This is a genomic window from Phocaeicola sartorii JCM 17136 = DSM 21941 (assembly GCF_054653615.1).
The window spans coordinates 3,801,109-3,825,226 of the sequence record NZ_BAAIFW010000005.1 but is presented as its reverse complement, the minus strand read 5'-3'; the positions used below and the strand labels follow the sequence as shown (position 1 = coordinate 3,825,226).

Annotated in this window: 13 protein-coding genes; all 13 read left to right on the top strand. The window is 42.1% G+C overall.

Going from position 1 to position 24,118, the window contains the following annotated elements; all coding sequences use genetic code 11:
- Window positions 1-178: 178 nt before the first annotated feature.
- The 13 genes from ACYQ0C_RS16195 (at window position 179) to ACYQ0C_RS16135 (ending at window position 24,001) form a co-directional block, all read left to right on the top strand.
- A complete protein-coding gene (locus tag ACYQ0C_RS16195) occupies window positions 179-694 on the top strand; it encodes a sigma-70 family RNA polymerase sigma factor (protein WP_016275540.1) in 516 nt (171 codons plus the stop codon).
- A 43-nt stretch (window positions 695-737) separates the two neighbouring features.
- Window positions 738-4,076, top strand: a complete 3,339-nt coding sequence (locus ACYQ0C_RS16190; protein ID WP_016275541.1) for a SusC/RagA family TonB-linked outer membrane protein — start codon at window positions 738-740, stop codon at window positions 4,074-4,076.
- Window positions 4,077-4,101: 25 nt separating this feature from the next.
- Window positions 4,102-6,033, top strand: coding sequence for a RagB/SusD family nutrient uptake outer membrane protein (locus ACYQ0C_RS16185; RefSeq protein ID WP_016275542.1), 1,932 nt, complete (start codon window positions 4,102-4,104; stop codon window positions 6,031-6,033).
- Window positions 6,034-6,119: 86 nt separating this feature from the next.
- The gene (locus tag ACYQ0C_RS16180; protein WP_016275543.1) at window positions 6,120-8,330 is read left to right on the top strand and encodes an alpha-galactosidase; all 2,211 of its coding nucleotides are present in this window, start codon (window positions 6,120-6,122) and stop codon (window positions 8,328-8,330) included.
- Window positions 8,331-8,564: 234 nt separating this feature from the next.
- The gene (locus ACYQ0C_RS16175) at window positions 8,565-11,048 is read left to right on the top strand and encodes an alpha-L-arabinofuranosidase C-terminal domain-containing protein (protein WP_016275544.1); all 2,484 of its coding nucleotides are present in this window, start codon (window positions 8,565-8,567) and stop codon (window positions 11,046-11,048) included.
- 27 nt (window positions 11,049-11,075) lie between these two features.
- Complete coding sequence (locus tag ACYQ0C_RS16170; RefSeq protein WP_016275545.1) at window positions 11,076-12,503, top strand: glycoside hydrolase family 30 protein; 1,428 nt, start codon at window positions 11,076-11,078, stop codon at window positions 12,501-12,503.
- Window positions 12,500-13,933: a glycosyl hydrolase family 28 protein gene (locus tag ACYQ0C_RS16165; RefSeq protein WP_016275546.1), complete on the top strand. Its 1,434-nt coding sequence runs from the start codon at window positions 12,500-12,502 to the stop codon at window positions 13,931-13,933. Before ACYQ0C_RS16170 ends, ACYQ0C_RS16165 begins: the two co-directional genes overlap by 4 nt.
- 280 nt (window positions 13,934-14,213) lie before the next feature.
- Window positions 14,214-14,654, top strand: a complete 441-nt coding sequence (locus ACYQ0C_RS16160) for a DUF6078 family protein (protein WP_016275548.1) — start codon at window positions 14,214-14,216, stop codon at window positions 14,652-14,654.
- Window positions 14,655-14,866: 212 nt separating this feature from the next.
- A complete protein-coding gene (locus ACYQ0C_RS16155; RefSeq protein WP_016275549.1) occupies window positions 14,867-16,930 on the top strand; it encodes a BT4734/BF3469 family protein in 2,064 nt (687 codons plus the stop codon).
- A gap of 277 nt (window positions 16,931-17,207) precedes the next feature.
- Entirely contained in the window at window positions 17,208-18,116 is a 909-nt protein-coding gene (locus ACYQ0C_RS16150) for a PD-(D/E)XK nuclease family transposase (RefSeq protein ID WP_016275550.1), read from the top strand.
- A gap of 177 nt (window positions 18,117-18,293) precedes the next feature.
- Window positions 18,294-19,928, top strand: a complete 1,635-nt coding sequence (locus ACYQ0C_RS16145; RefSeq protein WP_016275551.1) for a glycoside hydrolase family protein — start codon at window positions 18,294-18,296, stop codon at window positions 19,926-19,928.
- A gap of 114 nt (window positions 19,929-20,042) precedes the next feature.
- Window positions 20,043-22,544 carry a glycoside hydrolase family 31 protein gene (locus tag ACYQ0C_RS16140; protein WP_016275552.1) on the top strand — a complete coding sequence of 834 codons (2,502 nt, stop codon included), beginning with the start codon at window positions 20,043-20,045 and terminating at the stop codon, window positions 22,542-22,544.
- Between the two features lie 71 nt (window positions 22,545-22,615).
- Window positions 22,616-24,001 carry a glycosyl hydrolase family 28 protein gene (locus ACYQ0C_RS16135; protein WP_025077218.1) on the top strand — a complete coding sequence of 462 codons (1,386 nt, stop codon included), beginning with the start codon at window positions 22,616-22,618 and terminating at the stop codon, window positions 23,999-24,001.
- Window positions 24,002-24,118: the final 117 nt, after the last annotated feature.

The following is a 24,118-nucleotide window of genomic DNA, read 5'->3' as shown; positions in this document are numbered from 1 at the left end:
TTTCAAATTATTATATGATACTGATAGTCTCAAATTCTTAAGCTGCTATAAATTAGTGGCTTAAGATGTTTTTTGTCTAGGGTAATGATATGAGATTTATTGGGACATGAAAAGTGCTTTTTTTGTTTTTCTACCTTTTATATTTGCATTTGTAAACGTAACCCTAAAAGCTGAAAACATGAAGAACATATCCATGAAATCTACTCAATTAATAGAGGACTCTTATACGAATTATCATCATTCGGTCTATCTGTATATTTATTATAAGATAGGTCATAAAGAAGAGGCGGAAGACTTGGCGCAAGATGTGTATGTGCGGCTGATGGACTACGGCCGGATGCTCTGTGCAGAGACTATTAAGTATTTCATTTTTACTATTGCCCGTAATTTGGTGACTGACTATTTACGTCGTTATTATAAGAGGCAGGAAGTAACTTCTTATTTATATGAGCATACGGCAACTTATACTGATGAGACTGAACGTCGTGTGGTGGCCGATGATTTGGAAGCGTGTGAGAAACACAGATTGTCTTTGCTTCCTCCACAGCGTCGGGCCATTTATACAATGAGTCGTTTTGAAGACAAATCTATTTCAGATATTTCAGCGGAATTAAATCTTTCGCATCGTACCGTTGAAAACCATTTAAGGATAGGGCGGCATGAGGTGCGCGAGTTTATCAAACAGTGTATATAATAATCAAACAACAATAAAATTGTTAATATTAAATTTCAAGTTTATGAAAAACGAATTCTTTAAATTTTCATCGAGAAGAATCTTGTTTTCTACGGTGATGGCTTCTGCCTTGTTGGCAGGTAGCCCGCAGGCTGTATTTGCAGAAGTGAATGAGGTGCAGACTGCTATGCAGACTGGTACGGTGAAAGGTCAAGTAGTGGATGCCAATGGGGAACCCGTTATTGGTGCCAGTGTACTGGTAAAAGGTACCACCAATGGTACGATTACTGATTTTGATGGTAACTTTACATTGAATGATGCTTCAAAGGGTACGTTGGTCATTTCCTATATCGGATATAAAACGCAGGAGGTAGCGGTGAATGGGAAATCCGTTATAAAGATTATTTTGAAGGAGGATACTGAGGTGCTGGATGAAGTGGTTGTTGTAGGTTATGGTACACAGAAAAAAGCGACATTGACAGGAGCTGTGGCATCAGTAGGCGGCGATATTCTTGAGAGCAGACCTGTATCTAATACGGCAATTGGTTTACAAGGGCAAGTTCCAGGTCTGACTATTACACGTAATTCTGCGCGTCCGGGTAATGAAGATATGAAGATTCAGATTCGTGGTGCATCTTCTATTAACAAAGTGGAGCCTTTGATTATTATTGATGGTGTTCCGGCTATTAGCAATACGGAATTTAGTTCTTTGAACCCAAGTGATATTGAGAATGTATCTGTATTGAAGGATGCTTCTGCCGCTATTTATGGTGCTCGTGCGGCAGGTGGTGTCATTTTGGTGACTACGAAGAAAGGTAAGAAAGGTGAAAAGATAAAAGTGAATTACAACGGTATGATTACTGCCAACACACCGGCAAATATGATTCCACTTGCAAATATGAGAACATGGGCCAATGCTATGGTGGATGCTACTTATCAGGATTACGTAAAATCTGATGGCAATGGTGGTGAAGTTATAACACAGCGTTATTGGAATGGTCAATGGTGGTTTTCTACCTTGGAAGAAAATGGGAAGAATGCCCCTTTTAATGCTGGTTATGCAGTTAATGGCAAGGAAGCTTATTGGCTGATAGATAAAATGGCAGAAAATCAAGATTTTGACTGGACGGCAAGTGATGGTGTACTGCATCATTTTGCTGATAATAATTGGTTGGACTTGATTTATGGCACCACACTTTCCACACAGCATAATCTAAGTGTACAAGGTTCGAGTGAGCGTGCTCGTTGGATGGCATCTATGGGATATGCCAATGACCGTTCCATCATTACTGCCGTACGCGATGGCGCAAAAAAATACACAGCCCGTCTGAATGTGGATTTTGATTTGACCAATTGGTTGGTATTGACAACAAACATGTCTTATAGTAATCGTTATGTGGAAGCTCCTCGTGACGGTGTTGATGGTAATAACTCCGGTATGTATGACTGCCCTGCCGGACCAGCCTATACACCATCGGGCGAATACTATGATTATTATGTTAGTGGACGTTCTCCTTTGGCTGCTATGCAAGCTGGCGGTGTTGCCAATCAGGAATTTGAAACATTCCGTTATTCTAATACATTAAAGGCTACTCTTTCTAAGGATTTTGATGTAACAGGTTCTTGGGCTTTTGCAAAGAATAATAATGTACAGACAGAAACGAAATTGACCTATTATGCAGGTTATTGGGATGGAAGTAACAAGAATACTATAAACCAGCAGAAGGATACGTATGTAAAGGAACGCATCCAGCGTACTTTCTATGAAAATTACCTGTTGCAGTTGAACTATCATCATACATTTGCTGAAGTTCATAATGTAGCTGCTATGATCGGTGCCAATGCAGAACGTAATACGTACAAAAATGTGACAGCCCAACGCAAAGGCTTGTTGTATGACGGGTTGTATGATTTGAATACAGGCTCTTCCGAAGCTGTGAATCAGACTATTACAGGTGGCTCTAACCAGAATGGATATGTTTCTTATATCGGTCGCGTCAATTATGATTTTGCAGGCAAGTATCTGTTTGAGATGTTGGGCCGCCGTGACGGAACTTCAAAATTCCATCCTGATTATCGTTGGAGTAATTTTGGTACAGGAAGTATCGGATGGAGAATATCTGAAGAAAAATTCTTGAAAGAAAATGCTCTTTGGCTGAATAACTTGAAACTCCGTGCTTCTTATGGTGTCACCGGTGGAGCGGTTAGTAGTCTTGGCAACTATGATTATCTGGCGACAATGAACACTACAGGAACTTATTATTTTAATTCAGGTTTGGCGAGTACGGCTTATCTGGGGTCAATGACAGACTATTCACGTAGCTGGGAAAAATTGCATAATCTCAATATTGGTGTTGACTTCTCTTTGTTGGACAATCGCTTGAGCGGTAGTTTTGATTGGTATAAGAAGACGAACAACAGTATGTTGGTAGCATTGACTTATCCCGATGTTCTGGGAGCTACCGCCCCGGCCACCAATGATGCCAAACTGCGTGTGAAAGGCTGGGAGGCAGCATTGAGTTGGAATGACAGAAAAGGAGATGTGGAATATTGGGTAACAGCATCTTTGGCTGATGCAAAATCCATGGTTACGGAATATAGCGGTACTGATGTATGGCAGGCAGGTCTGGTTAAAGTCCGTGAAGGCTATCCGTTGAATTCACTGTTTGTGTATAAGACAGACGGTTATTTCAAGTCCTATGAGGAAGTGGATGCTTATTATCAGCAATATGCAAATTGTACAGGCGGTAATGCCCTAGGATTGGTTCCTCAGTCTAATGAGAAATTGCATCTTCGTCCTGGTGACCGTAAGAAGGTATTGATACTTGATCCGAACAATGATACCACGAAAGGTAAAGGAAATACCGGTTCAGGTGATGTTTATTACTATGGTGATACAGATCCACATTTCATGTTCGGAGTGAATGCGGGTGCTAAATGGAAAAACTTTGATTTCTCCATGTTTATTCAGGGAGTGGGACAGCGTTATTTGATCCGCGGTCTGTCTGATTCTAATGGTGGTATGAATATGTGTGCATTCTATCGTAATTACAACAATATTCTTGATACTCAGTTGGATACTTGGACGTGGGATAATCAAGATGCCGAGTATGCACGTCTCTCATTGGAAAATAATAAGAATAACTGGAATGTGAATAATAATGATGCTTCGATTCAGAACGCATGGTATGCCCGTATGAAAAATATCGCAGTAGGTTATACACTTCCTAAGTCATTGCTGAATAAATGGAATATTGAGAAAATCAGAGTTTACTTCTCGGGTGATAATGTCTGTGAAATAACGGGAGTGAAAGATGGTTATGACCCGGAGAAGAGTGCGGCATCACGTACTTCCTTGCCATTTAACCGTAGCTGGACTTTAGGTTTGGACGTAACATTCTAATAATTAACATTAAAACATTAAAAATATGAAACGATATAAATTAATGATGAGTGCTGTAGCTTTGATGCTGGCCTCAACATCATGTTCGGATTACTTCTTGAATTTGGAACCAACGGATACACAGACTGAAGCTAATTATTATAAGACTGCCGCACAATTTGAGGCAGCGGCTAATGGAACCTATAGTTTCTATGGCTTTAAGGATCTTTCGGAAACGGTAAATGGAACTAAATATACACATATTGTTTATAATATTTGGGATAATGGTTCTGATTTAAGATCAGAACTGAATGAAGCGGTTCAAGGTACCTTATCGGCAGGACAGACTGATACTTATTGGTCATTGTGTTATGCTAAAATTAGAAAATGCAATGTCGTTATTGAGAAAGCTGAGGAGTACACTGGCACAGAAAGCATTGCGGCATCCGTGGCTACGGCTAAGTTCTTCCGTGCCTATCAGTATTTTTGGTTGTTGGAACGTTTTGGCGGTGTGCCTTTGGTTACACGTACATTATCAACAGGTTCTGAAGAATTGTATGCGGCACGTAATTCTCGTTATGAAGTGGTGGGACAGATTTTGTCGGATTTGACCGATGCTATCAATGGCTTGCCGGATGAATCTTCTTATGATGGAAAAGTGACCAAGCAAGGTGCTCAAGCTTTCAAGGCTCGTGTATTGTTGTTTGAAGCTACGTGGGAAAAATATGTAAAGGAAACAACTGATGGCAATGGGACTTCGGAAGGTGCTGGTAGTGCGAAGCCGTCAGGCTATCCCTCAGTGGAAAGTATGCTGACAGAAGCCGCTTCTTTGGCTGATGCGGTCATTTCCTCAAAAAAGTATAGCTTGTGGAGTGCGGAAGGTACAGTATATGAAAATATAGCCTACAACTATTTGTTCAATTTGGAAGATGAGAATACTAATCCGATGGGTTATAAGAAGGATTTGAATAAAGAATATATCTTGCAGGTATGCCATGATCCTGTAAGCAACAAGTGTTCAAAGAATATCACTCACGCTTATGCCGGCAGTAATATTACATTGAAATGGATGAATATGGTTCCTTGTATTTCTGATGGTTTGCCTTATTTCTATTCAAAAGATTATAAGGGATTCAACAAGATGACAGATATATATGACAATCGTGATTCCCGTCTGACTGCATGCGTGAAAATACCGGGAAAGACTTATTATGAAATGGGGGTTAATGGTGCGGACAAGGGTCTTTATGCAAAAGCGGATTATGTGACCACATTTGATTTTCCGTCAGCATGTCTTCCTTATTACCCTGAAATTACAAGTACGGGACCTACCGGTTTCGTTAATCGTAAGATGACCAGTGAGCGTTATGGCTATCAGGATGCTGATGAAGCATATAATTATCCGGTTCTTCGTTTGGCCGAAGTTTATCTGATTTATGCAGAAGCAAAATGTGAATTAGGTAACGGAACAATTTCGGATGCTGATTTGGACAAGTCAATCAATGTATTGCATCAGCGTGGAGGTTCTGCCGCTATTTCCAATGCATCTGTTGCTATGGCTAATGCTAATTATTTGGCTAACACCGGTAAATCCGGAAGTTTGACTATATTGGATTTGATTCGCAATGAACGTGCGGTGGAATTACGTAATGAGAATCTTCGTCCTTATGACTTGATGAGATGGGGAATTGCTGAAACAGAGTTGAAACAGAATTTCTTAGGTGTGGTTACGAAGAATGCTGATGGTACGGACACTGAGATTGTAAACTTTAAATATACAGTAGGAGATACAGAAAAGTCTGCTTGGTTGCCTGTTGCTGGTACGACCTATGGTTATGAAACTATAGATGACGGTTCTCAGGCTTATGTTGTGATTCCGGCGTCTCAAGTGAATATGACCCGCAAGAACTACCTGTATCCTATTCCTTTAGCACAGATTCAATTGAATCCTGCTTTATTACAGAATCCTGGATATTAATGCTGGTAAGGGAAGAACATGGTCGAAGTGGCTATGTTCTTCTTTTGTGGCAAAATAGTAATATCTTACTTTTGAAAAATATAAATATGAAAAATAAACTTTTGCTATTGCTTTTTCTATTAGGAGTGGTTTTCCCGATGTCTGCACAAGAAAGTGAAGTCTTAATATCGACTTCTCATACCTCTTTATTGCTTTCCACTCCGCAAGGAGGAGAATTGAAATTTTTGTACTATGGTAGAAAACTTACTGATGCTGATGTACATGCTGTTGTTAGTACAGAGTCTGGAAGTTTTTCCGCTTATCCGGTCTATGGACTGAATTGTCCTTCTGAGTCTGCTTTGTCTGTGCAGCATGAGGATGGAAACATGACGCTTCAAATGGAAGTCATTGGCGTGGAAACTATTCATCAGGAAAAAGCAGATTTAACAGTTATATCTTTAAAAGACAAAGTATATCCTTTTTATGTAAAACTCTGCTATAAAGCCTATCAGGATGTGGACGTCATTGAGGCGTGGACGGAAATCAGCCATAAGGAGAAAAAGAACGTGAAGCTGAACCAGTTTGCATCGGCCTATCTTCCCGTTCGTAAGGGCAATGTCTGGCTGTCCAGCCTCTACGGTGCTTGGGCAAACGAGGCGCGTCTGGTGCAGGAACCGCTGGAACCGGGTATGAAGGTGATAAAGAATAAGGACGGAGTGCGCAATTCGCATACGGCACACGCCGAAGTGATGTTCTCGTTGGACGGACAGCCACGTGAGAATAGCGGACGTGTGATTGGTGCTGCCCTTTGTTACGGAGGTAATTATAAACTGCGCATTGACACAGATGAAAGTGAATTCCATCATTTCTATGCAGGTATCAACGAAGACAACTCCGTTTATCATCTGAAAAGCGGTGAGGTATTCAAGACTCCCGAACTGGCATTGACTTATAGTGACGAAGGATTGAGTGGCGGTAGCCGTAACTTTCATCGCTGGGCAAGAGCGTATAAACTAGCTAATGGTGACAAGCTCCGAAAGATTCTGCTGAACAGTTGGGAAGGTGTCTATTTCAAAATCAACGAAAGCGGTATGAAGCAGATGATGGCGGATATTTCTTCTATGGGCGGTGAACTTTTTGTGATGGACGACGGCTGGTTTGGTGACAAATATCCTCGCAAGACCGACCGCACTTCGCTGGGCGACTGGATGGTGGATAAGGAGAAACTGCCTTCGGGTATTGGAGGGCTGATAGATGAGGCTAAGCGGCAGGGTATCAGGTTTGGCATCTGGATAGAGCCGGAAATGGCGAACACTCAAAGTGAATTGTATGAAAAGCATCCGGATTGGGTGATTAAAGCACCGGAACGTGACTTGGTACTGGGACGGGGAGGTACTCAGGTGGTACTCGACTTGGGTAATCCGCAGGTACAGGATTTCGTGTTCAAGGTAGTGGACGAACTGATGACTAACTATCCCGAAATAGATTACATCAAATGGGATGCCAATATGTCTATCCTGAATCACGGTTCCAACTATCTGGGCAAGGATGAACAGAGCCATTTATATATAGCTTATCATCGTGGACTGGAAAATGTCTGCAAGCGAATCCGGATGAAATATCCCGAACTGACGATACAGGCATGTGCCAGTGGTGGTGGACGTGTCAATTATGGACTTTTGCCTTACTTTGACGAGTTTTGGACAAGCGACGATACGGATGCATTGCAACGCATCTATATGCAGTGGGGCACTTCCTATTTCTTTCCAGCCATCGGTATGGCATCACATATCAGTGCTGCACCCAATCATCAGACTTTCCGTACCATCCCGTTGAAGTATCGTATTGACGTGGCGATGAGCGGACGTTTGGGCATGGAGATACAACCCAAGAACATGACGGATGATGAGAAAGAACTGTGTCGTAAAGCGATTGCCGGGTACAAGGAAATTCGTCCGGTGGTTCAGATGGGGGACATATACCGCTTGCTTTCTCCTTACGACAAGTTGGGGGCAGCTTCCTTGATGTACGTTTCGCCGGAAAAAGACAAGGCGGTATTCTATTGGTGGAAGCTGGAGCACTTTATGAACCAACACTTGCCACGGGTAGTCATGGCGGGGCTGAATCCTGAAAGCCGTTATCGTATCCGTGAGTTGAACCGTATAGATAAATATCCGCTTAGTTTTGAAGGACAAGTGTTCAGCGGTGCTTATTTGATGGCGAACGGTTTGGAAATACCTTACAATCATAATGTGGACAAGCCGCAAAAGAACGAATACTCAAGTAGAGTGCTTTATCTGGAGGAAGTGGATAAATAACAAACTATCGGAAAAGTTACGGATTGTAACAGCTGAACATAAAAGAGTCGCATCAAATTCTATTTTTAAGTAATGATATGACTCTTTTTATTGTACAATGAATGCTGTCAAATTTTAGATTCAAAGATTATTTCCTTTGAGATTGAATGTTGATGCATTCATTTTTTATTATCTTCTATGCTGTTGAGTGTCTCATGTCTCATAAACGTATTATAATTAAAATCGACTTTTATGATGAATATAAAACAACTTTTATCAGCTTGTATATTGGGGACTGCGATTGCTTCATGCAGTTTTCCATCGGCAGAACGGGAAGGGATTGTTATTAACCTTCAGGAGAAAGGTGTCGGGATAGCTCCTTCAATGTATGGTGTCTTTTTTGAAGAGATTAATCATGCCGGTGATGGAGGATTATATGCCGAGTTGGTTCAGAACCGTAGTTTCGAGGAACATGAGATGCCGGCAGGGTATCATGCGGAAGGAGATAAGCTGATTCCCAGTCCGGAGAAATATCACTTGACCGGAGAAGTACGTCACGATCGTTCATTCAAGTGGAATACAGAACCTGTACGTGCTTGGAATTTGTTGGTGAAGGATACTGCGGCTGCCCGGATGAGGCTTACTAAAGAGCGTCCGAAATTTCAGTCAGCTCCTAATAATTTGGAGATAACACTAACGGATGCTTCACATCCCATTCAATTGGTGAATGAAGGATACTGGGGAATGGGGATCGGTGCCGGTGAGAACTATCATCTCCGTGTTATTATTCGCACTTCGTCCGATTATAAAGGAACGGTTGCAGCCAAATTACTTTCTTCGAAAGGAGATGTGCTGGCGGAAACTTCTCTCAAAGTGAAGAATGACAACACTTGGAATGATATAAAAGCTACATTGTCGTCTGCTGCAAAAGATGCCAAGGCAAAGCTGGCTTTGGAATTTGATGCTCCCGGTAAGATTTGGATAGATTATGTTTCTCTTTTTCCGGAAAAGACTTTCAATAACCGCCCGAATGGCTTGCGTAAAGACGTGGCCGAGATGTTGGTAGGATTGAAACCTGCATTCTTCCGCTGGCCTGGAGGATGTGTGGTAGAGGGAATTACTTTGAATAACCGCTTTGAATGGAAAAAAACATTAGGAGATCCGGCTGCACGCCCCGGAGAGTATAGTACGTGGGGATACCGTTGCTCGTATGGTTTCGGATATTATGAAATGTTGCAATTTTGCGAAGATATAGGCGCAAAAGCCATGTTTGTATGTAATGTAGGTTTAGGGTGTCAGTTCCGTATGGGTGATGCTTGTCCTGAAGACAAAATATCCTATTATTTGGACGATTGTATGGATGCCATTGAATACGCATTGGGTGATGTGACTACGGAATGGGGAAAACGCCGTGCGGCAGATGGTCATGCCGAACCTTTTCCGTTGCAATATGTGGAGATTGGTAATGAAAACTGGGGACCGGAATACGATCGTCGTTTTGATCTGTTCTATAAGGCCATTAAGGAGAAGTATCCGCAGTTGACTTTGATTTATAATGAAATGCCACAACGTGATGGGGCTCCTGCAATAGCCAAAACGGATATGATTGATCCACATTGGTATGTCGATCCGTATTTTTTCTTTCGTAACACAACTTTGTTCGATACTTATGAACGGGGAAAATATACGGTTTATGTAGGGGAATATGCCTGTAACCGGGGAGTTGGTGGAGGAAATATGCTGGGAGCTTTGTCTGAAGCTGCGTTTATCGGTGGTATGGAACGAAATGGCGATTTGGTTACAATGGCTTCGTATGCACCTTTATTTGAAAATCGGCATGATAGGAACTGGGCTACCAACTTGATTTGGATTGATTCTGACCGGGTAATGGGGCGTAGCTCATATTATGTACAAAAGATGGCGGCGGAGAACCGGCCTGATTACAATGTAAAAAGCAACATCACGATGCATGAAGCCCAACCCGAATCTGTGGGTAAGGGACATCTGGGTTTGGGGGCTTCTTTAGCATCTGTAGAGTTTAAGGATGTAAAAGTGATACAAAACGGAGTGACGGATCTGCTTGGCGATATGATTCTATCAAAAGAAGACCACATGTTACCGGAAAAAGTCTATGAAGGGGACTATACGCTGGAGTTTAAAGTAAGGAAAACAGAAGGTGAACAAGGATTTCAAATCTTTTTAGGTATGAGTGAGGATGGTAAGACCGGATATAGATATAATATAGGTATGTGGAGCAGTAATGACCGGGCGGAACTTATCCGGTTGGAGAAGGGGAAAGATAAAGGCGTGTTGTCGGAACATTCCGGCAAAAAAATTGAAAAGGACAGGTGGTATGAAGTGAAAGTGGTAGTATCATCCATGAAAAATGAATGTTATCTGGATAATGAACTTGTCTTGTCCTCTGTACCCCAAGCTATGCCGTTACAGTTTGTTGCTTCCGGTTATGATGAAGAAAAAGGAGAATTGGTGATTAAAGTTGTTAATGGGGCTGATGCGGCTTATTTGACCACGATTCAGGTAAAAGGATCGAAAAACATAGCAGAGGAGGGAAGGGTCATTTCTTTGACTGCGGCCGACGGCAGCGAGGAAAATTCCTTCGAAGAACCCCGAAAGATTTATCCGGAGGAGATTGCATACAAAGGATTCGGACCTGAATTTGATTATGAATTTCCACCCTTCTCATATACGATTTTGCGTGTAAAAGCAGAAAAACAATAAGAAAACGAACGATTAATTTGATATTTTATGAAAAAGATTATTTCATTATTATTTGTGGCAGGGGTGTTGAACACCGTTGCTGCACAGAAAATAACGATGTATTCCACCACTGCATCCGAGCGTTGGACTTCTCAGAAAGTAACAGTTTTGAAGCATGCCTCGCAGACTCCGGAGGTATCTGTCTATACGGATAGTCTTTTGCAGCATGTTACCGGCTTTGGCGGCACGTTTAATGAAATAGGATGGAATGCGCTTCAAAGTCTCTCTCAGGAAGAACGTGATAAAGTGATGGCTTCCTTGTTTGCCGAAGAGGGAGTACGCTTTTCATTGGGACGTACTCCTGTTGCTTGTAGTGATTATTCATTTGGTTATTATTCTTATAATGATGTGAAAGATGATTATACCATGCGTAATTTCAGTATTGACCGTGATCGTTTTATACTGATTCCTTACATAAAGGAGGCTTTGAAGCTACGTCCCGATTTGAAGATGTGGGCTTCTCCTTGGACTCCGCCGGCATGGATGAAAGTCAACGAGCATTATTCGCAGAAAAGTTCCGGTATTGAGGGCACCGATATCGGGCACAACCGTCTTGATCCTGCCCGTAATGTATTGGGAAATGTTACGGGATTCAAGATGCAGCAAGGATATTTGCAGGCATACGCGCTTTATTTCTCCAAATATGTGCAGGCTTATAAGAAAAACGGGATCACTATTTCGATGCTCATGCCTCAAAATGAAATAGCATGGACACCTTGCTGGCCTTCGTGTACGTGGAGAGCAGAGGACTTGGCCATTTTCGTGACTCAATATCTGGGACCTCAATTTAAAAAAGATTCGCTGGATACGGAGATATGGATGGGAACAGTCAATTATCCGAACCCCGATTACATCCGCACTTTTCTGAATCAGAAAAATGTATCGGATTATGTGAGAGGAGTAGGAGTGCAATGGACAGGTATGAAAGCGCTTCCTGTCATTCACAAGGAATACCCTTCGTATGGATATATGCAGACAGAGAATATGTGTGGTAATTCGGAGAATGACTGGTCGGCATTGGAGCGTACTTGGAATGCGGTAGTCCATTGTTTCAATAATGGTGTGGGGGCTTATATGTATTGGAATATGGTGCTCGATGAAACTTGTAAGAGTTGGTGGGACTGGGCACAAAATGCAATGGTTATTGTAGATCGTAATACACGCCAGGTACGTTATACTGATGAATTTTATCTGATGAAGCATCTGTCTCATTTTGTACAACCGGGCAGCCGTTTGTTGAAAGTGTCAGACCATGAGAATGTGCTTGCCTTTCGTACTGCTGACAATGGAACGGCTATAGTTACTTATAATTCCGATGAAGACACGCGTTTCCGTACTTTTGTCATAGATGGTAAGAAGATAGAGGTGACATTGAAACCCAAATCGATCAATACAATAAAAATGAATGATAAATGAAATTAAAAGAATTGTTGTTGGTTGTCCATTTATTAGTTGGATTCCATTTTATTCTTCATGCACAGAATCATCTGGTTGTTTACCCAGCTCCTGATGGGGCCGATTTAAAAAAGGATTTTACAGTTAAAGTCCGCGAAGTGGGAAAAGAATGGCAATGGGTGGACGTTTATCCGGTGAAAGTAGATGAAGTACGCCAGACGAAGCATCATGTTGAACTGGCCTCAATGGGATATTTTGACTTTTCCGGGCAGGTGGAAGTTTCCGTCACCTATAATAAAGGAGAAGTAAAGAGTGGTAGGGTGCGTCCGTTGTCGTATGGTATCACTCCGAGGATCAGCGGCAGTACGATGACTTTTACACTAGACCGTCCGCGTAATCTGTCCATTGAAGTAAATGGAGACATCTTCCATAATCTTCATCTTTTTGCGAATCCGATAGATGAAAACCGCCCGAAGAAATTGAAAGACAAGAATCTGATTTATTTCGCTCCGGGAATACATCAGTTACCCGGCGATACACTCAATGTTCCTTCGGGAAAGACTGTCTATGTGGCAGGTGGGGCCATTGTACGTGGATGTATCCGTGCGGTCAATGCCCGTGATGTGAAAATTCTGGGACGGGGTGAGGTGCATCCCGAAGGTCGTGGGGCAGGTATCAGCATTATTAATTCACGAAATATATATGTGGAAGGTCTCATCACAACTCAATGTCCCACTGGAGGTTCGGACAGTGTGACAATCCGCAATGTAAAGGCTGTCAGTTCGTATGGGTGGGGGGACGGTATGAATGTGTTTGCCAGCAACAACGTCTTGTTTGATGGAGTATTTTGCCGTAACTCCGATGATTGCACTACCGTGTATGCTACACGTATGGGGTTTCATGGCGGATGCCGTAATGTGACAATGCAGAATTCTACCTTGTGGGCAGATGTGGCGCACCCTATTTTTATCGGATTACACGGAGATGTGGATAGGAATGAAGTGATGGAGAATCTGACTTACCGGAACATTGATATTTTGGATCATCGGGAAATGCAAGTGGATTATCAAGGCTGTCTGGCTATCAATGCAGGTGATAATAATCTGGTCCGGAATGTACGGTTCGAGAATATCCGCATCGAGAATTTCCGGCAAGGACAATTGGTGAATCTGCGTATATTTTACAATAAGAAGTATTGCAAGGCTCCGGGCAGGGGCATTGAGAATGTGCTTTTTAAAGATATTACCTATAATGGCGATCATGCCGAACTCTCACATATCGTTGGCTATGACGAGGAACGGATGGTGAAGAATATTCGTTTTGAGAATCTGAAGATAAACGGTAAAGTTATATCGGATGATATGGCCGGCAAGCCTGCATGGTACAAAACGTCAGACATGGCGCGTTTCTTTGTTGGGGAACATGTAGGTGAAATTGTATTTGCAAAATGAAAAAAGGCGGTCTCAAGCAAGAGTTTCAAGAAGATTTAAAATAACTCAACTAAAAACACCGCTATTTTTCCCCTTCCTGGAGTTTTGCAAAAGTGCTGCCACTGCTACCACCCATCCCTTTAAAACTCCGATGGACAGGGGATTTCAAGGGGTGGTGGCAGCAGAATAAATAAACGCTAAAAAACACGTGCTGCCACCATTTTTCTATCATTTTTCTTCCTTTTTATTTGTTTTTCGTGGAATAAAACCGTAAATTTGGTAATTCTTAAACAAAGAAAAAATGATAGACACATTAGATTATGAAAAAGTTCCGGCAGGCTTTACGCACTGTTTTAACGGAACTTGCAAATTGGCGGATACCTGCCTGCGATACCAGGCGGGTCGCCATATCCCCGAAACCAAACGAAGTATCCGCACACTCAATCCTTCCTACGTCAAAACAAAAGAAAGCTGCTCCGAATTCATGAGTGATGTTCCCGTGAAGCATGCTTACGGATGGACTCACATGTTCGATAAACTGATACATGAGAAAGCGGTTGCCATCAAGGATGAACTGCTATGCCATTATGGAAAGTCAGAATTTTATCGTCTGAAACGAAAAGAGAAGAGTTTCACTCCCCGGGCCCAGCAATATGTACGCAGTGTGTTCCGTCGTTACGGAGTGACGGAGGAACCCGTTTATGAACAGTATCGATATGAATATGTATGGTGGAAGGACTGATGTTTCATGATAGAACATCAAGAGCTTTTGCCGGTTTCTTATGTTGGAAATAGCAGTTCCTTGTCGGGAAAACTGTGGTTTCATGTGGATGAAACTAAAGTTCCATCAGGTTGAAAACTATGGTTCCATGCGGATGAAACTAAAGTTCCAACCGTATGAAACCTCTTGAAACTCCTTATCTTCTCTTTTATTGAACCTAAAGAATATACTGAATGAAAGTAACAAAACAAACTCTTTATAAGAAAGAGTGGGCATACCGTCCTCTTGCCATGGATGTCTTGGTAGCGCTTGTGAGAGACGGAAGTACGAAACAAACCGTTGAATCGTTTCGTTTGAAATGGCGCATTTCACTTCCCGGCGAACGGGACCGACTGGCACAAAAGATGCCTCGTATTCTGTTCGGTGGCGCTTTCCGGAAGGACGGAATGAAAGAATACAACGGCTGGATTCTGCTGGAGGCCGATCATCTGGAAAGCCTTCAGGAGGCCGAAAAGCTGAAACGGGCCGTATCGGCTTATCCGCAGACCCTGTTTGCCATGATTGGAGCTGAGGGGCGGAGCGTGAAGTTTGTCGTTCCCTACATGCGTCCGGATGGCTCGTTGCCACAGGAACGTAGTGCTGTGGAGATGTTTCACGCCCATGCTTACCGTCATGCCCTAAAGACGTTCGAACCTCGTCTGGGTTCTCCCATCGAACTGCATGAGCCTGCACCCGAAATGGGATGTCTGCTCAGTTATGATCCCGATGTGTATTATAATCCCGAAGCTTTCGCCATCCACCTGGAACAACCGGTGGAAATGCCCGATGAAAGTCTTTATCAGGAAGAATATGAGAAACTCTCTCCGTCCGGAAATGCCGGAGAGGCATTATACAATAATTATCGTTACATCTCCATTCAGTTTGAACTGGCCTTTCAGCGTGCGTTGAGCCGTTATGGCAATCTGGATACCAAGATGGATTTCAAGCCGTTGCTGACTTATTTGTCCAAACTGTGCTTTGGCGCCGGTATTGAGGAGGAGGATTGTGTGAAGTGGACCGGTCTTTATCTGGGCGGTATGCTTTCCGAAGTGGAGATACGCGAGACGGTAGGCAATGTCTATTGTGTGGAAAAAGGTTTTGGTGGCACACCCGTGTGCAAGCCCGAGCAGCTTCAGACGCTGAAGATGGAGGAATTTATGAGCCGCCGCTACGAATTCCGTTTCAATATCATGACCGGTGCGCCTGAATACCGGGAGCGCAATACATTTTGTTTCAGTTTCCGTCCCATCACGGAACGAGTGATGAACAGCATCGCACTGAATGCGCAGAAGGAGGGGCTTCAATTGTGGGACAGGGATGTACACCGCTATGTTTACTCGGACCGGCTCAGTGACTATGCCCCCATTGAGGGCTATCTCAGGGCATTGCCCGCTTGGGATGGCAAGGACCGCATCCGTCCGCTGGCAGCACGTATTCCGTGTGATAATCCGCGGTGGGAACAATTGTTTTATATGTGGTTTCTCTCTATGGTGGCGCATTGGCAGGGACGTGACGTGCAGCATAGCAACAGCGTATCTCCTTTGTTGGTGGGCGGACAGGGATGCGGAAAATCTACTTTCTGCCTTAATTTGCTGCCTCCCGAATTGAGAACATATTATACAGATAGTATAGATTTCAGCAAGAAGCGGGATGCTGAATTGTATCTGACGCGTTTCGGGCTTATCAACATTGATGAATTTGATCAGGTGAGCGAGCGTCATCAAGGTTTTTTGAAGCATCTGTTGCAGAAGCCGGTGGTGAACATACGCAAACCATACGCAACCCAGGTGGAGGCGGTACAGCGGTATGCTTCGTTTATTGCCACCAGTAACCATACGGATTTGCTGAGCGATCCATCGGGCAGCCGCCGCTTCATCTGTATCGAAGTGCTGGGGATGATAGACAATGTGCAGCCCATTGATTATGCCCAGTTGTATGCCCAGGCCATTGCCGCACTGGACAGGAACGAACGTTACTGGATGACCCACGAGGAAGAGTTGGTACAGATGGCTGTGAATGAGGAGTTTCAGCAGCGTCCGTTGTACGAGGATTTGTTCTATCGTTATTATCGTCCCGCCACTCATGCGGACGAGGGGGAAAAGAAGTCGGCCGGCGAACTGTATCTGGCGTTGCAAAAGAAAAGCGGGATGAAGCTTCCCCAAGGAAGGATTTCTTATTTTGGAAGATTCCTGAAGAAGGCAGTGGAGCTGATGTATAACTCCAAACGTGGTGTGTTGTATCTTGTTGTGGAAAAATAAAGTAAGAATAGTGGTGGCAGCAGGCGTTTTCAGTACGTTGAAAAATATGCTGCCACCACCTCTTGTAACTCCCTGTTCATGGTGGTTTTGCGGGGGTGGGTGGTAGCAGTGGCAGCAGTTTTTTAAAACTCTGTTGTAGGTGTTTTTTAGAGAGAACATATAAAAGCAATCACCTTTGCGAAATAAAAAGAAATGGTAATTATTTAGATAGAATAATTTTTAAAGAATGATCCTTTTTGCTATCTTTGTCCATTGAAAATGAATAAATTATATTCTTATGGAATTGCAAGATAAATATATCCGTTTTGATTGGGCTGTCAAGCGTCTGCTGCGTCATAAAGCCAATTTTGGTGTGCTCGAAGGATTCCTTACGGTGCTGATAGGTGATGAGATTCATATAGTGGAGATTCTGGAAAGCGAGGGTAACCAGCAAACGGAGGATGATAAGTTCAACCGGGTTGATATCAAAGCTCTCAATAGTAAAAATGAGATTGTTATCATCGAGATCCAAAATACGCGTGAGTTGTACTATCTGGAGCGTATCCTGTATGGAGTGGCCAAAGCCATAACAGAACATATCTCATTGGGCGAGACTTATTATAAAGTTAAAAAGATATATTCCATCAGCATTCTTTATTTCGATATTGGTCATGGAACCGATTATCTTTATCATGGGCAGAATATATTTAAAGGAGTGCATACCGGAGATTTCCTTCAAGTGAGTACTCGGGAAAAGGATGCCATTGTGCCCCGTATGCCTTCCGAAATTTATCCGGAGTATTTTCTGATCCGTGTGAATGAGTTCAACAAGGTGGCGGTGACTCCTTTAGAGGAATGGATAGAATATTTGAAGACGGGTATTATCCGTCCTGACACGACTGCTCCCGGATTGGGTGAGGCACGTGAAAAATTGAAATATTATTCAATGACGCCTCAGGAACGCCATGCCTATGATGAACATCTTAGTGCTTTGATGATCCAGAATGATGTTCTTGATTCTGCTAAGCTGGAGGGAAAGATAGAAGGACGATTAGAAGGTCGTGCGGAGGGTCGTGCGGAAGGCCGTGAAGAGGGCATTAAAGAAGGTGTTCTTCGAAATGCCCGGAGAATGAAAGAAAAAGGATTCTCTACAGAAGATATTATGGAAATTACAGGATTGACATTCGAAGAGGTCAGTCAGTTGTAATTCTATGTTTTGTTAAATAAATCCACAGGTGGCTTTTTAAGGTATCTGTGGATTTTTTTATTTTACGCAAAGGTTTACGTGCTTTTTGTTAAGCTGACTTATATCTAGGTCGGTTTAATCTTTTTATTTTTGAGCACATAAATAAACGATTTGTTAACGTGTAAAATGAATGATACAATGAAAAAACTCTTCTTTTTAATAGCGGCAAGCTTCTTTTTAACTACGGTAGATGCACAGATAACCGAGCGTGAACGTCCTGCCGAATGGCAGCATTTAGTAAAAGGCGCACGTTTTATGGATCGCTTCCTTCCTATGCCGGACGGCATTCAGATTAAGGGGATTTGGGGTACGGACAGTGTGCTGAATCGGTATGTGGATAATGGGATAGAACTTCCCGGAGTTTCTTTTTGGGGAGGAAATATATTGCAGGATACGGATGGTAAATACCATTTGTTTGTGTGCGGCTGGCCCGAGAATTCTCCGAAAGGGCACATGTTTTGGCCGAATTCTACTGTTTTCCATGCAGTAAGTGACCGGCTGGAAGGACCTTTTAAAATTCAAAATTCTGTGGGAAAAGGACATAATCCGGAAGCGTTCCGGTTAAAGGATGGCCGTGTCGTGGTCTATGTGATTGACGGTTATTATATAGCAGACGGGGTGGACAGCAAGGTGTGGACGTATGGTAAATTCAGTTTTGATTCTCGTGACCGGAAAATCATAGAGGGACTTTCCAATTTGACTTTTGCCCGCCGTCAAGATGATTCTTACCTGATGGTATGCCGGGGTGGAGGTGTCTGGATCAGCAAAGACGGACTTTCACCTTATATGCAGTTGACTGACAAACGAGTTTATCCGGATGTGGAAGGCAGATTCGAAGATCCCGTGGTATGGCGGGATGAGTTGCAATATCACTTGATCGTGAATGACTGGTTGGGCAGAATAGCTTTCTATCAGCGTTCCAAGGACGGAGTGCATTGGGTGACAGAACAAGGGGAAGCATACGTGCCGGGTGTATCATTCCATAAGGATGGAGCGGTGGAACATTGGTTTAAATACGAGCGGCCTAAAGTTTTTCAGGATGGGAAGGGGCGTGCTGTCCAAATGAATTTTGCCGTGATTGATACCATTAAATGGAACGATCTGCCTAACGATAAACATAGTTCCAAAAATATAAGTATTCCTCTGAATAAAGGAATGCTATTGTCTGTCTTGAATGAAGAAGAGATCACTCCGTCTACTCGTACTATTGAGGTAAAGATTGCTGCCGAATCAGGTTTTAATCCGCAGACAGATGTGGATGTAAAGTCGTTGCGATTCGGTTCATTTACCGAAGTGAATTTTGGACGTGGCTGCAAGCCTGTGAAGACCAAGGTTTCGGGCAAAGATTTGATTGTGGTCTTTAAAGCGAAGGGCAGTGGCATCACTTCGGATGAATTTGCTCCTAAAATGATAGGTAGAGATAAAAAAGGGAATATGCTGTATGGTTATGCCCGTTTGTCATACGTGAATTATCGGCCGGCTCTGCTCTCCGCCCGTCGCCCTCTGTTTGATAAAGAAAAAGGTGGGTTGAAGGTAGAGATACAGAACTTTGGTTTGTCTGCATCGGAACCGGCGGAAGTGGAGGTGATATGCAACGGAAACAGTTTGGGTAAATTGCCTTTGAAGGCATTACAATCGTACGAAACAGAATGTTTGATTTTCAAATCGAATATGCTTTTAAAGGATGATAAAGCGGCATACGAGGTGAAATTCTTTTGTGGAGGAAAAGAAGTGGAGTGGAATAGATTTTTTACAGAACAAAATTGCAGATAAAATAATGGTGATTGATTATTGAGTGGGAAAAGCTTATCAAACGTATTATAAAGGTATAATGTTATTTAATTAAAATATATTGATATGATTTTCTATAATAAAATCAGGCTCGTTATGGAGAAACAATATCAACGTTTGTGGTTCTTGATTTCGTTTTGTGTAGTGAGTTTTTTATGCTATGCTGGTGATAGTGATTATCGGACATTGAAAAATGGTCTTGAGATGACTGTTCCTGATGGACGGTTGCGGGTGGAATTTGTAGAAACGGATATTGTTCGTGTGCAATACACCTGCGAGGCGACTTTTAAAGGAAATGGTACAATCGTTTGTCTTCCTAGAGAAGAAAAAAAGACACCATTTACTTTAAAAGAAATGGAAAAGAAAATCTTGCTTATATCAGATAGTCTAATCATTAGCATTGATAGAAGTAATTATGCCATTACTTATATGGATGCTTGTAATAACAGGGTGCTGTTAGCTGAAAGATATGAAAGGCCTCGTGAAGCTGAGAAAGTGTTTAAAGAAAGGGTCATATATGACGAACAAAGCAAACGTATGGTGAAAACCGCTGATGGGGAGAAGGAAGTGAAAGATGTACTTCATCGGGATACTGTGGGGTACACTTGGAAATATAGAAATCATTTTGGCTGGACGGATAAAGAGGCTATTTATGGATTAGGCTGCCACATGGAGGATTATCTGAATTTGCAGGGAAAAGAACTTTGGTTGTGTCAGCACAATCTTAAAGCGATGGTTCCAGTATTGAATTCGACTGCTGGCTATGGCTTGTTGTTTGATGCTGGATGTGGTATGTATTATAATAACACAGCTGGTAACGGATTTATGGAAATGGAAGCGGCTAAACAGTTGGATTATTATTTCATGAAAGGGGCCACGATGGATAAGGTTATTAATCGTTACCGTCTGCTTACCGGAAAATCGCCTATGCTTCCACTCTATATTTTGGGATATATTCAATCAAAAGAAAGATATCGTACTTCTGTGGAATTGATTGATGTGGTAGCTGAATATCGCAGAAGACAGGTTCCGTTGGATGTAGTGGTACAGGATTGGAATTACTGGCCTAATGGAAGTTGGGGGTATATGAAGATGGATAGAAAACGGTATCCTAATCTGAGGAATTTAACGGACTCTATTCATCAGTTGAATGCCAAATTAATGGTCTCCATTTGGCCTAATCCAACTAATAGTCCTCAGACTGAAGAGTTTAAATCAAAAGGCTTTATGCTTCAGAGATCGGTTTATGATGCTTTTAATTCAGGTGCTCGTAAACTCTATTGGAAATATGCGGATGATGAATTCTTCAGTAATGGATTTGATGCCTGGTGGTGTGATTGTACAGAACCGGTTGATGCTGATTGGAGTGTGATGCCTGAAGGGTATGGATGGGATAATCAGCAAGAGCGTTGGAAGGGAAATTTAAAAGCTCTCAATGATTTGTTGGGAGAAGAGCGCAGTTGTCTTTTTTCGCTTTATCATTCGAAGGGCATTTATGAAAATCAACGGGCGACATCAGAAAAGAAAAGAGTTGTTAATTTGACTCGTTCTTCTTATGCCGGACAGCAACGCTTTGCTACTATAACATGGAATGGTGATACCCATGCTTCTTGGAAGTCTTTTGCTGCTCAAATTCCCGGTGGGCTGAATTTTATGGCAGCAGGTTGTCCTTATTGGACATTGGATGCCGGAACTTTTTTTAGTGCGACTAAAAAACAATGGTTTTGGCGTGGACAATATAATCAGGGAGTAACTGATATGGGCTATCGTGAATTCTATGTACGTATGCTTCAGTTTGCTACTTTTCTTCCTTTGCTTCGAAGCCATGGTACGGATACTCCACGTGAAATATGGCAGTTTGGTAACCCCGGTGAAGCCTTTTACGAAAGTATTCTAGGAACGATAAATTTGCGTTATAGGCTGCTGCCTTACATTTACTCTCTGGTTGGTGCGGTGAATTCTAGTGACTATACGATGAGTCGTATGTTGGCTTTTGACTTTTCAACAGATAAAAAAGTATTTGATATAAAAGATCAGTTTATGTTTGGTCCTGCTTTTTTGGTCTGTCCGGTAACAAAGCCTATGTATTACAAAAAAGAATCGGTTGCGCTTACAGGAGTAGAGAAAAAGCGTGATGTGTATTTGCCAAAGGATATAAAATGGTTTGATTTTTGGACGGGGAAATGTTATGAAGGCGGTCAATACATAGAATCTGATGCACCCATTGAAAGAATACCTCTTTTTGTGCGGGCGGGGACGATATTGCCTATGGGACCTCTTCAGCAATATACAACTGAAAAAAAATCGGCTGAATGGGAAATACGTATTTATTCAGGTAAAGACGGATATTTTACCGTTTATGAAGATGAAGGTGATGGCTATAATTACGAAAAGGGAAGATGTGCTACTTTTAATTTGTTTTGGAATGACAAGGAGCAGGCATTGACAATTTCTGATCGAAGAGGAAATTTTGATGGAATGGTAGATAAACGTAATTTGAATGTGGTCTTGGTCCATCCTGGAAATGGAGTAGGTATTTCCTCTTCAAAAGGTCAGAAGATTGTTTATGAGGGGAAAAAAGTGATAGTGAAATTGTGATTGAGTTAGTTTTTATAGAGTTATAAGGTATGAAGTCGTGTTTTTTAAAGAAGGAAAAGAAAAGCATAAAAATGAAAAAGTTATTAGCCTTTTGTCTTATGGTGTGTTGTGCGGTTGCACAGGCTCAGTTAGTGACTTATCCCGAAGGATTGAAAACAGGTATGCCTCATAATGATGATTATACAGTCCGTGTCCGTGTGCCGGGGGGAGAATGGAAAGACTTGTTTGAATATAATGTGCAGGTGGATATGGATAGGGTACAAGATGCTTCGATGGTACAGTTTGATATGGGCAGTCCTGTGGAGATAATGGTAAAAAAGAATAATGGAACGATTCATGAGGTAGATATCCGTCCGCAGGTAACTAATATACGCTATGTGCAGCATCAGAATGTGATTACATTTATGCTTGACAAACCCCGATATCTTTCTGTGGAGTTTAATGGGGATAGGTTGCACAACCTTCATTTGTTTGCCAATCCGTTGGAGACGGAAACTTATGATAAAGAAAAGAAAGGAGTGATGTATTTTGGTCCCGGAGTGCATCGACCTAAAGATTTGCCAAACAATCAGATAAGGATACCAAGTAATACGACGGTTTATTTGGCTCCGGGAGCAGTTGTGAAAGCAAAACTATGGGTGGATAAAGCCGAAAATGTGCGTATTGTGGGTAGAGGTATCTTGGATCATCCTATTCGTGGCATTGAAATAACAGATTCTAAAAATGTAGTGGTGGATGGCATAACGGTGATCAATCCGGATCATTACACTGTATTCGGAGGAGGTGCTGTAGGGGTGACAATCAGAAATTTGAAATCTTTTAGTTGCAAAGGTTGGAGTGATGGTATTGACATGATGTGTTGCCATGATGTGTTGGTAGATAATGTGTTTATGCGTAACAGTGATGACTGTATTGCTTTATATAACCATCGTTGGAACTGGTGGGGCGGTTCGGATAATATAACCGTACAGAATTCCGTTCTTTGGGCGGATATTGCCCATCCTATTAATATAGGCGGGCATGGTGATCCGGAGTCCTTGACAGGTGAGACTATTGAGAATTTGATTTTTCGAAATATTGATATTTTGGAACATGATGAAGATGATGTGCCTTATCAGGGATGTATGGCTATTGTTTGTGGTGATAGAAATAAGGCACGGAATATATTGTTTGAGGATATCCGTGTGGAAAGTATTCAGGAGGGAAAATTATTTAATATCTGTGTAAATTTCAATCCTAAATATGACAAACAGCCCGGACAGAGCATTGATGGAGTAACTTTCCGTAATATTACTTATAACGGAGTAGGCGAGAATCCTTCGTTGATAAAAGGGCTGGATAAAGAAAGGATGGTGCGGAATATTACGTTTGAAAATGTGGTGGTTAATGGAGAGAAGATAAAGGATTTAAAGGGCTTTATCACGAATGAATATATCGAAGGAATAAAGATAAAGTAGATAAAAAACTGTTTTATAGTTGGATCTATTTATGAAAAGAGAGAAAAGCATTGAGTGTTTTTCTCTCTTTTATCGTATTATGTAGTAAGTTTGAATGTCGATTGAGGAACTAATTAG